This is a genomic window from Halosubterraneus shenae (assembly GCF_050510935.1).
Classification (GTDB): Archaea; Halobacteriota; Halobacteria; order Halobacteriales; family Haloferacaceae; genus JBDGPU01.
This window is the reverse complement of sequence record NZ_JBNLVO010000005.1, coordinates 318,185-331,237: the sequence shown is the minus strand read 5'-3', so window position 1 is coordinate 331,237 and position 13,053 is coordinate 318,185. Positions and strand designations below refer to the sequence as shown.

Below are 13,053 nucleotides of genomic sequence, written 5' to 3'. Positions count from 1 at the left end.
GTCAGACGCTGAGGCCGAACTCGCGGAGGTCGGCCCGTCCCCGGTCGGTCACCATGTTCACGTTCCACTCCGGCGAGTACCGGAGGTCGACCTCGGCGCTCGCTACCTCGGGGACCGTCTCCGCTGCACAGCGGACGTCGTTCGTCAGGACGTCGCGAGCCGGACAGCCGGTGTACGTCAGCGTCATCTCGACCGTCACCGTCGTGCCCTCGCGTCCGTCGCCAGCGCCGTCCCCGTCCGCGTCCTCGACCTCAACGTCGTAAATGAGTCCAAGGTCGACGACGGAGACGGGCATCTCGGGGTCCTGGACCTCGTAGAGCGCGTTCCACACGTCGCGCGCGACGCCCTCGGTGCCGGCGCCGGTCTTCGGGTACTCGTCGGGCGCCTCGCCGTCCTCGTAGCTCGTGTACGCACAGGCGTCCGAACCGACCGGCGCACGGTCCTCGCGCGGATCCGCGGGGTCGACGGCGCCGTGTTCCTCGCGGATCGACTGGATGTCGGACGGCTCGGGCGACTCGTCGGCCTCGTCGTCGGTTGCGTTGCCCGCGCCGCCAACGCCGTTACCGAGGTCGGGCGTCGTCACGCCTCCTCACCCCGGAGCGTCACCGGCTCGTCGGGCTGGAGGTCGTCGTACGTCGCGGTGAACGCCTCGTACAGCTCGGGCCAGGCGTCGGTGTGCGTCCCGTCGCGGCCGCGGATACCGTTCGGGCGAACTTCGTCCGGGTCGGGCACGACGAACTCCAGCGATTCGAGGTGTGGCACGACGACGTCGAGCCACTCCTCGCGGAGGGCCTCCAGCGATTCCGTCCGGAAGCCGTTCGCGCGGATCGCTGGCTCGTGCGGGCCGGCCTCGAAGATGGTGAGTGCGTGGGGGAACAGGTCGTCGACGGCGCGCTGGATCCGGTCGCGCTCGTCGCTGTCGGCAAGTCGGTCCAGCCAGTTCTCGGCGTGCTCGCGGTGGTACTGCTCCTCCGAGAGCACCTTCTCCACGCGGTCGGCCAGCGGCTCGTAGCTGCTGTCGACGATGGCTTCCAGGCGGAGCCGCTCGGCGACGTCGTAGAGGTAGCCGCGCACGACGGCGTCGCCCCAGCCGTCGTCGGCGAAGGGCCGCTCGACGAGGGTGGCGTGGCGCCACTGTCCGGGCGGTTTCTCCCAGATGCAGTCGGCCTCGCTGTAGCCGAAGTCCTCCAGCAGGTCGTACCAGAGGCGGGCGTGGCCGAACTCGTCCTGCGCGATGTTCGCCAGCGCGAGGTCGGATTCGAGCGTCGGTGCGTAGATCTGCCACTCCGTGAGCCGCTCCGCGTGGACGAACTCGTCGTCGGCGAGGCGGAAGAGCAGTGTCTCGAGTGCCTCGGCCGCGTCGGCGTCGAGCTCGTCCGGGCCGGCGTAGCGGGTCGTGGGCGTCACGGCTCCACCTCTTCGCGCTTCTCGGCGGCCTCGCGCTGCTCCTCCTCGCTCTCCGCGACCTCCTCGGCGAAGCTGGCGTCGATGTCGTTGTACGTCATCGCCCAGCGGTACGACTTGTCCGTTGTGCCACCGAAGGCGGTCTCGTCGGCCGACACCTCGCCGATCTCCTCCTTCGGCGCGACCCAGAGGCTGTTCGTCGTCATCCGTCGTCCGTGCTGGATCTGCGCGAACAGCAGCGCCATCTCCCGGTCGGGCGCGTGGACGTTGCCGCAGTGCTGGTGAGCCTCGCCGGGCTCCTCCTGGCGGAAGACTTCGTAGATCATGGTCAGTCGGCCGCCTCCGCGGCGAGGCTGGCCCGGGTTTCGTGGTCGTCGAGCGCGCTCCGGACCCACGCCACCGCCTCCTGTCGCTGGCGACGGGAGCCGATCTGGATCTCCGAGCCCTCGTAGTCGTTTTGCGCGATGGTCCAGAACTCGTCCCAGTCGAGGTCGTCGTACTCCAGCTCGTAGCGACCGGTCTCCTCGTCGTACTCGATCCGGGGGTGGTCCGGGATCTCGAGGCCGTACTTCTCGGCTTTGGGGATGTACATGTCGAGGAACGACTGGCGCAGGTAGTCGTTCGAGGCGGTCTTGAGTCCGACCGCCTGCGCGAAGTCGTTGTGCTTGCTGTCCTCGTCCGGGGGACCGAAGAACTGGACGATCCGCGGCCACCACTCCTCGAACGTCTCCTGGACGCGCTCCTGGACGGCCTTCGAGCTGGTCATCAGCTCCTTGAGGATCGACTCGCCATGTTTGACGTGGAACCCCTCCTCGAAGCAGACCTTGTCCATCGCGTGGGCGTACGGCTCCCAGGAGGTCGTCTTCAGGGTCGCCTGCCGGCGCATGGCGCCGCCGTCGACGAAGAAGTCGATCATCGGCGCCTCGTACCAGGAGTCGACCGGGTAGTGAAAGCAGTTGAGGAACTTCCCCTCGCCCGCGGCGAGCTCGTCGAGCATCTCGTCGCGCGTCTTTACGCCGAGCGTCTCCGCGGCCCGGTAGAGCAGCTGGGCGTGGCCGATCTCGTCCTGGGTCTTCGCCGTACACGCCAGCTTCCGGTCCAGGCTCGGCGCGTGGCGGGTAAACGCTTTGTCGAGATACCCGCCCATCACCTCGCTGTTCGCGTGGAACTGGATCATCCGGGTCGCCGCCTCGCGATACTCGTCCGGCATGTCGTCGGCCGGACTGAACGCGCGCGGCCCGGCGCGCTCCGTGACCTCTTCGATGTTCATGATCGTTGGTTAGATCTACTCGCGGTCGGGGGATATCAGTTAACCCGCGTATAGACGGGCTTTATAAGCGATCGCCGCGTGATCGTCCCACATGATCGAGGAGTGCCTCGTCGTCGAGTTCCACGTCGAGGGCGACGGCTGTCCGCTGGCGACGGCGTCGCGATCGAGCGGCGTCGCCGTCGACGCGCAGCCGCCCCAGCGCCGCGCGGACGGGACGACGCTGCTCCGCTTTTCGGCGGCCGACCCGGACGGGTCGCTCGCGGGCGCGCTCGGCGCCGACGACCGGATCCGGTACCTGCACGCCGCCGACGACGGAGACCGCACGGACTTCCGGTGCGTTTCGCTGTCCCCCTGCGTCGTGCATCGACTCGTCGACCGTGGGTTCCTCGCGGAGTCGCTCCGCTATGCCGACGGCGAGGAGCGATACACGGGCGCGGTCGTCGGCCGCGACGTGCTCGGCGACGTTCTCGAAGCCGCGGGCGAAACCGTCGGCGTCTCCGTCCGGCGACTCTACCCGCTCGGTCCGGAGGACAGCGACCCGGTCGCAGCCCGGTGGGACATCACCCCGCAGCAGGAGGCCGCGCTCAGGGCCGCCGTCGACGCCGGCTACTTCGAGGTTCCCCGGGAGGCGACCGCCACCGAGGTCGCCGCGGACCTCGACATCTCGAAGTCCGCGTTCCTCGAGCGCCTCCGACGTGGGCAGAACCGGCTGTTCGGCCGTGAGTTCGGGGACGGAGAGTCGGAGTAGCCCGTCGACCCAGTTCGTGGGATCGGTGACCGAGCAGTAGTGTCGGACTCGTGCCGTCGCAGTCGCGGGCCGTTGCAATGGGCACCGGCGCCCTTTTAAGATCCGGACCCTCGCCCGCCGACCGGCTCGTGAACGACTTCGTATCCGGACTCCGTCCGCTCCACGTCGGACACGGTGTACAGCAGGATCGGGCGCTCCTGTTTCGTCGTGACCGGGAAGTCGTAGTACTCGGCCTCGTACCCGAGTTCCTCACCGGCCGCCTGCCGCTCCGCGACGAACTCGCGGTGGTCCGCTAGCCGGCGGTCGACCACGCGGCGGGAGAGGGCCGCCACGTCCGCGACTCGGTCCGCGAACACCTCGGTGAGCGACGCTTCGAGCTCGTAGCCGACTGACGAGCGTCCGGCCACCATCGCTGCGAGCGACGTCGTGCCGGTCCCCCAGAACGGGTCGAGGACGGTGTCGCCGTAGACGCTGTACATGTTGATCAGGCGGTACGGGATGGCGAACGGGAATGCTGCCGAGCGCTCGCGCGGGGCCGCCGCGTCGAGCGTCTGGCGGTCGCCGCGGACGTCGGTCCAGAGGTCGCTGAACCAGCGGTTGCGCTCCTCCCAGAGGAACGCCGAGTTGTAGCGCCGCTCGCTGCCGGATTCGAACGTCCGATGCTCCGTACCGTTCCGGAACACGAGGACGTACTCGTGTTCGAGCGTGACGTAGGCGTTCGGCGGCAGCATGCCGCTGCCCATGAACTTCGCGCCGGCGTTGGCCGGCTTCCGCCAGAGGATCTCGGGGAGCGGCTCGAAGCCGAGCGCCTCGAAGCGGTCGACGATCCGCGAGTGGTTCTGATAGACGCGGAAGCTCTCACCGACCTTTCGCGTCGCGTCGCCGACGTTGACGCAGGCGATGCCGCCGTCGACGAGGACGCGCTCGACCTCCGCCCAGACGCGGTCGAGCTGTTCGTGCATCGCGTCGAACGCGGCTCGTCCCTCTGCAGCGTCGAGGAGGGCGCCGATCTCGGGGTCGAGGTCGGCGAACAGGTCGTCCCACATCTCGATCATCGGGTACGGCGGCGAGGTGACGACCAGCTCGACGCTATCGTCGGCGAGGCCGTCGAGCGAGCGCGCGTCGCCGACGACGACGCGATGCTCGGTCTTCATGCTGCCTGGTACCACGACACGCCATTTATAAGTCGGGTTCGGGAGAAACGGGAGTTTGGCAGTGCGAGCGTCGCAGTCGGTCAGGACTCGCGCTCGATCATGAACTTCATGTCGCCCTCGAAGACGGTCTCGTCCTCCTGGTTTCGCATTTCGGTGTCGATGACGACGATGCCGGCGGTCGGGTCGGAGGAGAGCTCCTTCTTCTCGGTGACTTCCATGTCGAGTGAGACGGTGTCGCCGATGGTCACGGGTGCCGGTATCTCCATGTAGTCCATCCCGAGGAACGCGCGGACCGTCCGTTCGAGGAACCCGCACCGGTAGACGAACCCCGTCGCGAGCGTGAACGTCATCGGGCCGTGGACGACGCGCTCGCCGTACGCGCCGTCCTCGGCGTACTCGCTATTGGAGTGCAGCTCCGTCCAGTCGCCCGTGAACATCGAGTGGAAGGTGACGTCCGACTCCGTGACGGTTCGCCCGACGCTCTCGAACTCCTGTCCGACGGTGAAATCCTCGAAGTGGTGCGGCTCGTAGCTGTATGGCATGCCCGAGCGGTTGCGACCTTCAGGATAAATAGTTACCGTCGTGGGCGGCGACCCGGTCACGTTCGCCGATTCGGCGTCGCGGCTAGCGTCCCTCGCGCGTCGAGGCCGGCGATATCGCAGATGCTATCGGCGTCGCTATCGGCGTCGCTATCGCCGACGTTGTCATCGCAGTCGCCGCCGGCGGACGGGTGACTATCGGGTCGACGTCGTCGAAAAATACAAACGGGCGCCGCAGCGACGCGGTCGCCCGGACGCGAGCCGTCCGCGAGCGGATCGTCACCGGAACGACGACACCGGCAGCGATCCCCGCGAGGTCAGCGTCGCCTCGTCAGGGGGGTCTCTTACAGGCGCTCGAGGTTCTTCGCGCGCGGACCCTTGTCTGCCTGTTCGATCTCGAACTCGACTTCCTGCCCCTCCTCGAGGTCGGGGCCGCCGATGTCTTCCATGTGGAAGAACACGTCCTCGTCGGACTCGTCGGTTTCTATGAAGCCGTAGCCGCCAGTGTCGTTGAAGAAGTCTACAGTGCCAGTAGCCATTACTGCGTCTCCACGCTCACATACCGGCTCCGTTTATAAATATTCTATGGTGGATCCGGGTTTAAATACGCTGGAACTTCCGAAGCGGCGGTGAATCGGTCGGCCTTCGCCGGATCCTCCGGAAAGCAGCAGCCCGTTCCGAGCGGTCTCGCTGTCGTTGTTACGATTCGGTCGGCGTTGCCGCCGGATGCTCGAGCGACTCGATGAGCGTCACGATGTTGGGTTCCTCCTCGTCCTCGCGCTGCTGCGGGTAGATGCCGACGGGGATGACGAAGTCCTCGCCGTCCTTCAGCGAGCCGACGTGGACGAAGATGTCGATCTCCTGGCCGTTGAACGTCGCCGTCGCGTCGAACTTCGAGATCTCGACGCTCGTGCCGAGCGTCGACCGGCTGTTCGTCGCGACCTCCTCGTTGACCTCCAGCTGCTCGTACTGGGAGGCGAGGAGTGTGACGAGCTTCTTGTTGCTGTAGTCCTTGACCGGGCTCAGCGTCTGGCCCGCGATCTCGAAGGCCGGCGTCGACACGGCCGCGAAGACGCCGGTCTCCGTCTCGCCGAGGATCGGGTGGTCGAGCGTCTTCTCGTAGGTGGCGATCCAGTTTGTCGCGACGACCGTGCGCTCCTGCCCGGCGATCTCGCGCGTCTCCTCGATCTCCTGGGACTCGACGCCTTTCAGCTCGTAGCCCGTCTCCTGGCTCGCGTCGTCGCTCGCCCGAACGGGCGACGCGGACGCCTCGTAGGCCTCCTCGCCGGTGAGGATACCCAGACAGCCACTCGTCGCGATAACTCCGGTTCCGGCCAGCGCACCGATCAGTTGACGACGCGTTTGCATGTGGTGGCCCTTTGGCGCTGGCCTTCTTATAATCCCCGGCCGAACGTGTGAGCCGCTCTACCCTTGCTATTCGTCACCAAGCAACGCTTCGAGCAGCTGGACTGCCGGCGCTTTCGCCAGGGGGTCGTTCGCGTTCCCGCAGTGGGGCGACTGCACACAGGCCGGACAGCCGTCAGCGCAGTCACAGCCGTCGATGAGCGTCGCCGTCCGCTCGAACAGCTCTTCGACTCGCGCGTGGCCGCGCCGCGTGAGGCCGACGCCGCCCGGGTAGCCGTCGTAGATGAAGACGGCGGCCGAGTCGGTGTGGGCGTGATACGGCGTCGAGAGGCCGCCGACGTCCGCGCGGTCACAGAGCAGGTGGAACGGGAACAGGGAGATGATCCCGTGCTCGGCGGCGTGGATGCCGCCGTTGAAGCCGTACTCGCCCGCCGCCTCGCGCATCGTGAACTCCACGTCCTCGGGGACCGGGAAGTAGAGGGACTTCGTCCGGAGCGTCGTCTCCGGCAGGTCCAGCGTCGAGGTCCCGAGCGTCTCGCCCGTCTTCGAGTCCTTCCGCTCGTAGCCGGTGATCTGCTCCGTGACGGTGACGTCCGCGAAGCGGACGGTCGTGTCCGGGCGCGCCGAGAGTGGCTCCGTCTTCAGGTCCTCGTTGACGACGACGTCCTTCTCCGACAGGATCTGCGTGTAGTAGTCGGCCCAGGACTGCTGGAGTCGCGCTGTGTCGCGGTCGAGGTCGAGGTCGACGACCTCGTAGGTTCGCCCCTGCTGGTGGTAGATCGCCCCCGGGTGCGCGTCCCGGAGCGCGTCCGAGAAGCCGAGCGTCGCGATCGTCTCGTTGCTCGACTGGTCGATTAGGCTGATCTCCCGCTCCTCGGCCGTCCGCAGGTTCATGTCGTGTTGCGGGCTGCCGTCGCCGTTGAACGTCCAGCGGGGGCCGTCGTCCGTCTCCCGCCTTTTTAAGACGCCGGCGTCCGCGAACCGCGAAACGACGTCCGAGAAGGGCTCGCCGAAGTGAGCCTCGTCGTCCTCGGAGAGCCAGTTCTCGTTGGCGGCGCAGGCGACGTGGCGCGGGAGCAGCTGGTCGTTCTCCGGGTCACAGATGGCGTCCTCCGGCGGCGCCTCGAAGACGTCCTCGGGATTCGCCATGAGGTACTGGTCGAGCTGGTCCTCGCCGCCGACCATCATCACCAGGGCGGGGTCGTCGCCGCGCCCCGCGCGTCCGGCCTGCTGGAACGCCGACATGCGCGTTCCGGGGTAGCCGTCCATCAGCACCGCGTCGAGGCCGCCGACGTCGACGCCGAGCTCGAGGGCGTTCGTCGACCAGACGCCCCGGAGGTCCCCCGAGTGGAGGCGGTCCTCCAGCTCGCGGCGCTTTGCCGGCTTCAGCGCGGCCTGGTAGGCGCCGACCTTGCCGGCGAGGTCGCCCTCACCGCGCTCCCGAAGTTCGGTCGCGCTGTCGGTCGCGTACTGCTCGGCGGTCTGGCGGGCCCGCGTGAAGGTGAGCGTCTGGAGCCCCTTCGTGACGAGGTCGGTGAAGAGCCGCTTCGTCTCTGTGTGGCTCGACTTGCGTCGGCCGCTCCCCCGCTCCTGCCAGTCGTCGTCGTACTCCGGCGGGTTCCACAGCACCCAGTCACGGGGGCCGTGGCCCGAGGTGTCCTCGTCGACGAGGGTGAAGCCGTCCGGGTCGCGGCCGGTGACCGTCGCCGCGTGGTCGACCGGGTTGCCGATGGTCGCCGAGCAGCAGACGAACTGCGGGTCGGCGCCGAAGCGCTCGCACATGCGATTGAGTCGGCGCATCGTCAGCGCGACCTGCGAGCCGAAGACGCCGCGGTAGCTGTGTACCTCGTCGATGACGACCAGCTCGAGCGAGGAGAAGAACCACTCCCAGAGGTTGTAGCCGTGCGGGAGCAGCCCGTAATGGACCATGTCCGGATTCGAGAGGAGGACCGTCGGCCGCCGGTCGCGGACGTCGCGCTTCTCGCTTCGGGACTGTCGGCCGGTATACTGGTCGACGGAGACGCGCGAGCCGAAGCCGAGCCCCCGGGCGAGTTCGGAGAGCGTCTCCGCCTGGTCCTCGACGAGGGCGTTCTGGGGGCCGACGTACAGCGTCCGGCCGCCGTGGTCCATCGCGTTCTCGAAGGCGGGGACCGTGTACGCCAGCGACTTCCCGCTGGCCGTCGCCGTCGCGATGACGACGTCGTCGCCGTCGCGCACCGCCTCGATGGCCTCGGCCTGGTGTCGGTAAAGGCGGTCGACGCCCTGCTCGTCGAGCGTCTTCACCATGCGGGGCTTGAGGTCGACGTCCGCGAACTCCGGCTCCTGGCCGGGGATCCGGCGATGGTCGGCGATCTGCCCCTCGTAGTAGGGGCGGTCGCGGAGCCACTCGACGATGTCGTCCACTGCGTAGGGGTCGGGAGTCGGGACGCCTAACCGTTGCGGTCGGTCGGATCCGCGGACGGCCGGAAGCACCGGTCGCGGTCCGCTGTGGCAGTTGCAAGCGGCGGTGTCGAGGCGGCGTCGACGGCAGCGGATCCAGCGGTTTCGATTGCGGCAGTTCGTGGTCCGATGTCGCGTCGTCGACGCCGAACAGTCGTCAGCGGTCTTGCGTTCGGTGCTCGCGAGAGGTTCAGTCGCGACGCGCAGCTTTAAGCGCTTTGAGCCTGTTTGCCCCCGTAATGAGTCAGCAGGTGGACGGATTGTCGGACGGCGGCGACTACGGTCCGGGAAGCGGGCTCGAAGCCCTCCGTCGCAGTTCGGCGTTTCAGGGGCCGGTCGAGCCCCTCGACGGGCACGACCACGCGCACGACCACTTCGCGCTGGTACACGAGGACCGGGAGGAGCAGTTCGGCAGCGTCGTGCCGTTCGTGCGACAGGGTCTCGACCGGAACGAGCGGTGCATGTACGTCGCCGACGACCACTCTCGGGCCGAGATCGTCGCGGAGCTGCAGGCCGGCGGCGTCGACGCCGAGGCCGCCATCGAGTCCGGCGCTCTATCGATTCACACGACCGGCGAGACCTACCTCGAGGACGGGTCCTTCGATCCCGACGACATGATCGCCTTCCTGGAGGAGGCCATCGCGGACGCGACGGCCGACTACGAGTCGCTCCGCGTCGCCGCCGAGATGACCTGGGTGTTCGGGGAGGACCCCGCGGTCGAGGACCTCGTCGAGTACGAGGGCCGGGTCAACGAGCTGTTCTCGGACGGGGACATCGTCGCCGTGTGTCAGTATGACGAAACCCGGTTTCCGCCGGCCGTGATTCGGGACGTCGTCAGGACGCATCCGATGCTCATTCGCGACAACGTCGTCTCCCACAACGTCTACTACACGCCGCCCGGGGAGTTCTTCGGTCCGGATAACCCCGAAAAGGAGGTCGAGCGCATGCTGGGGACGCTCCGCGAACGAACCGAGGCGAAAGTTGAGCTGAAGGAACATACGGAGTCCCTGCGGGAGCAAAACGAGATCACCGCGGATCCGGACCGGGACTTCGAGGAGAAGCTCCAGGCACTGTTCGAACTGGGCTGTGATCGATTCGACGTCGACCTCGGCGGGATGGCCAGGATCGACGCCGACGCGGACCGGTTCGAGCTCGAGTACGTGAGCGGTGACCACGAACACATGGAGGCCGGCCTCCAGCTCCCGCTCTCGGAGACGTACTGCCGTGCGGCTACCTCGGTCGACACCCCAGCGAGTATCGATGACCCCGAGTCCGCGGACTACGACGACGTCACGATGTATCAGGAGTACGGACTCCAGGCGTATCTGGGTACGGCCATCGAAGTCGACGGCGCCACGAATCGAACGTTCTTTTTCGTGACCGACGAACCGCGGACGCGCGGCTTCACCGAGGACGAACGCGAGTTCCTGCAGCTGATGGGCCAGTGGGTCAAGTACGAGCTCGAACACCGACGACACGAGCAGGACCAGCGCCGGCTCTACGAGATCGCTGCCGATACTGAGCGGACCTTCGAGGAGAAGATCCAGGATCTCTTCGAGTTCGGCTGCGAGCGCTTCGACCTCGACCTCGGCGGCATGGCCCGTATCGACCGAGAGACCGACCGGTTCATCGTCGAGCGAGTCAGTACTGACCACACGCACCTTCAGCCGGATACGGAGGTTGCGCTCTCGGAGACGTACTGTCGGGTCCACACCGCCGAGGGGCAGACGACCGGTATCGCGGATCCGCTCGAAGACGGCTTCGAGGGCTCGCTCGCCTACGAGGAGTTCGGCGTGAACTCGTATCTCGGCACCCGGATCGGCCTCGACGACGACCTCGACCGGACGCTGTTCTTCGTCTCCTCGGAGCCACGGAACTCCGGATTCACCGAAGCCGAGCGCACGTTCCTCGACCTGATGGGCCAGTGGGTCGGGTACGAGCTGGAGCGCCGCCGCCGGGAGGAGTATCTCCGCAAGAGCTACGAGATCACCTCCGACGCGACGCTCTCGTTCGGGGAGAAGGTCGAGCAGCTACTCGAACTGGGTTGCGAGCGGTTCGACCTCGAAATGGCGGGGCTGAACCACCTCCCCTCGTGGGACGGCGAGTTCCGGCTGGAGACGGGCGTCGGGCTCGACGTCAGCCCGGAGGACAAACCGCTGTGGACGGATCCGGACGAGGGCTGCTTCTGTCGGCAGACGATGCTGGAGAACTCCCCGGTCTGTCGGGTCGACGTCCGCGGGACGAAATGGGAGGACGACCGGATCCACCGGAAGCTCGGGTTGACGAGCTACTTCGGCACGAGGGTGACCAGCGGGTCGACGCCGTACGGCACGCTCTGGTTCGCCAGCGAGGATCCACGTGAACGACCCTTCACGGACGCACAGCGGACGTTCCTCGATCTGATGGGCCAGTGGGTGAGCTACGAGATCGAGCGCCGCGAGCACAAGCAGTCGCAACGAGAGCTCTACGAGATCACCGCGAACAGCGACCTCACGACCGACGAGAAGATCGACCGGCTGCTGGAGGTGGGTCGCCGGCACCTCGACTTACCGATCGGGGCGCTCAACCGGGAGACAGGCGATTCCTTCGTCGTCGAGCAGCTGAACAGCATGCATCCCGAATTCGACGAACCGACGGTTTCGGCGCTGCCGGACGACTACTGCCGCCGCGTCGTCGACACCGGCGAGCCCTTCTGTACTGTCGATGTCGAGTCGGCTGTTGAAACAGGGAGTGCTGGTCCGCCGCCCCGTGAATCGCCGTCCCTCGCCGTCGACGACCTGGAGGCGTATGCCGGGATCCCCGTCTCGGTCGACGGGGCGACGTACGGGAGCATCTTCTTCGTCGACACGAAGGTCCGGACGGAGCCGTTCACGGAGGGCGAGCTGGCGTTCCTGGACCTCATGAGCCAGTGCATCGGCTACGAGCTCGAACGTCGCCAGCACAAAGCGGATCTCGAGAAAACGATCGACCAGCTCCAGCAGTCGAACGACCGCCTGAAGCAGTTCGCCTACGCGGCCTCCCACGACCTGCAGGAGCCGCTGCGGATGGTGTCGAGCTACCTGCAACTGCTCGATGACCAGTACGGCGACGACCTCGACGAAACCGCTCACGAGTACGTCGACTTCGCCGTCGACGGCGCCGAGCGCATGCGGGAGATGGTCGACGACCTGCTCGCGTATTCTCGCGTCGAGCAGTCGGAGGGCGAACTCGAGCGGGTCGACACCGGCGCCGTCCTCGACCGCACCCGCGACGACCTCCAGGCGCGGATCGAGAAGACCGACGCGACCGTCTCCGCCGAGTCGTTGCCGACGGTCCGGGCCGACCGCGATCAGCTCGAGCAGCTGTTCCGGAACCTCGTCTCGAACGGGATCAAGTACAACGAGGCGGACCCTGCGGTCGAAGTCGACGCCCGAAAACGGGCCCAGTGCTGGGAGTTCACCGTCGCCGACGACGGCATCGGCATCGATCCGGGGAGAGCGGACCGGATCTTTGAAGTCTTCAAGCGACTGCATCACGATGATGAGTACACGGGTACGGGCATCGGACTCTCGCTGTGTCAGGAGATCGTCGAGAATCACGGCGGGGACATCTGGGTCGAGTCCGAACCCGGCACGGGATCGACGTTCCACTTCACGCTGCCCAGGAGCGACGCCCAGTGATGAGTGAGGATGGACCGACAGCGGCGGTCGACGTGTTGCTCGTCGAGGACAACAGCGGGGACGTCACGCTGGTCGAGCGAGCCTTCGACGAACGCGACCTGCCGGGAACGCTACACACGGCCCGCACCGGGAGCGACGCGCTCGATTGGCTGAACCAACGTGGCGAGTACGCGGACGCCCCGATGCCCGAGATCGTGCTTCTCGACCTCAACCTCCCGGCCACCAGCGGACACGACGTGCTGCGGGAGATCAAATCCACACCGGAACTACGACAGCTTCCGGTCGTCGTCCTCACCAGCTCCCAGGCGACGGCCGACCTCGAGGAGGCGTACGAGCAGCACGCGAACGCGTGTCTGATCAAACCGGTCGATCCCGAGGAGTTCGCGGACCGGATCGAGACGCTCACCGACTTCTGGATATCGACGGCCGTGCTGCCGAGCAGCTCGTCGTCACAGTAACCGGTCGTTTCGGACCG

Annotated in this window: 12 protein-coding genes; 3 read left to right on the top strand and 9 right to left on the bottom strand. The window is 67.1% G+C overall.

Annotated features, from left to right (window positions below; all coding sequences use genetic code 11):
- Position 1: 1 nt before the first annotated feature.
- From paaD to ACQE3M_RS13125, 4 genes are all read right to left on the bottom strand, one after another.
- Positions 2-487, bottom strand: a complete 486-nt coding sequence (paaD, locus tag ACQE3M_RS13140) for a 1,2-phenylacetyl-CoA epoxidase subunit PaaD (protein ID WP_430506145.1) — start codon at positions 485-487, stop codon at positions 2-4.
- A 92-nt stretch (positions 488-579) separates the two neighbouring features.
- Complete coding sequence (gene paaC / locus ACQE3M_RS13135; RefSeq protein WP_430506079.1) at positions 580-1,407, bottom strand: 1,2-phenylacetyl-CoA epoxidase subunit PaaC; 828 nt, start codon at positions 1,405-1,407, stop codon at positions 580-582.
- Positions 1,404-1,730: a 1,2-phenylacetyl-CoA epoxidase subunit PaaB gene (paaB, locus tag ACQE3M_RS13130; protein WP_430506078.1), complete on the bottom strand. Its 327-nt coding sequence runs from the start codon at positions 1,728-1,730 to the stop codon at positions 1,404-1,406. The genes paaC and paaB overlap by 4 nt, the downstream gene beginning before the upstream one ends.
- A 2-nt stretch (positions 1,731-1,732) precedes the next feature.
- Positions 1,733-2,674 carry a Phenylacetic acid catabolic protein gene (locus tag ACQE3M_RS13125; RefSeq protein WP_430506077.1) on the bottom strand — a complete coding sequence of 314 codons (942 nt, stop codon included), beginning with the start codon at positions 2,672-2,674 and terminating at the stop codon, positions 1,733-1,735.
- 91 nt (positions 2,675-2,765) lie between these two features.
- On the opposite strand from ACQE3M_RS13125, the gene ACQE3M_RS13120 reads away from it, so the two are divergent.
- Positions 2,766-3,422, top strand: coding sequence for a helix-turn-helix domain-containing protein (locus ACQE3M_RS13120; RefSeq protein WP_430506076.1), 657 nt, complete (start codon positions 2,766-2,768; stop codon positions 3,420-3,422).
- 95 nt (positions 3,423-3,517) lie between these two features.
- Here ACQE3M_RS13120 and ACQE3M_RS13115 read toward each other — a convergent pair whose 3' ends face one another.
- The 5 genes from ACQE3M_RS13115 to ACQE3M_RS13095 form a co-directional block, all read right to left on the bottom strand.
- Complete coding sequence (locus ACQE3M_RS13115) at positions 3,518-4,576, bottom strand: DNA-methyltransferase (protein WP_430506075.1); 1,059 nt, start codon at positions 4,574-4,576, stop codon at positions 3,518-3,520.
- An 80-nt stretch (positions 4,577-4,656) separates the two neighbouring features.
- Complete coding sequence (locus tag ACQE3M_RS13110; protein WP_430506074.1) at positions 4,657-5,178, bottom strand: MaoC/PaaZ C-terminal domain-containing protein; 522 nt, start codon at positions 5,176-5,178, stop codon at positions 4,657-4,659.
- Between the two features lie 281 nt (positions 5,179-5,459).
- Complete coding sequence (locus ACQE3M_RS13105; protein WP_430506073.1) at positions 5,460-5,654, bottom strand: cold-shock protein; 195 nt, start codon at positions 5,652-5,654, stop codon at positions 5,460-5,462.
- A 160-nt stretch (positions 5,655-5,814) separates the two neighbouring features.
- Positions 5,815-6,483 (bottom strand): DUF6517 family protein, encoded by a 669-nt coding sequence (locus ACQE3M_RS13100; protein WP_430506072.1) that lies wholly within the window; start codon positions 6,481-6,483, stop codon positions 5,815-5,817.
- Positions 6,484-6,549: 66 nt separating this feature from the next.
- Positions 6,550-8,883: a DEAD/DEAH box helicase gene (locus ACQE3M_RS13095; protein WP_430506071.1), complete on the bottom strand. Its 2,334-nt coding sequence runs from the start codon at positions 8,881-8,883 to the stop codon at positions 6,550-6,552.
- A gap of 275 nt (positions 8,884-9,158) precedes the next feature.
- On the opposite strand from ACQE3M_RS13095, the gene ACQE3M_RS13090 reads away from it, so the two are divergent.
- The gene (locus ACQE3M_RS13090) at positions 9,159-12,578 is read left to right on the top strand and encodes an MEDS domain-containing protein (RefSeq protein ID WP_430506070.1); all 3,420 of its coding nucleotides are present in this window, start codon (positions 9,159-9,161) and stop codon (positions 12,576-12,578) included.
- Positions 12,578-13,036, top strand: a complete 459-nt coding sequence (locus tag ACQE3M_RS13085; RefSeq protein WP_430506069.1) for a response regulator — start codon at positions 12,578-12,580, stop codon at positions 13,034-13,036. The genes ACQE3M_RS13090 and ACQE3M_RS13085 overlap by 1 nt, the downstream gene beginning before the upstream one ends.
- Positions 13,037-13,053 lie beyond the last annotated feature (17 nt).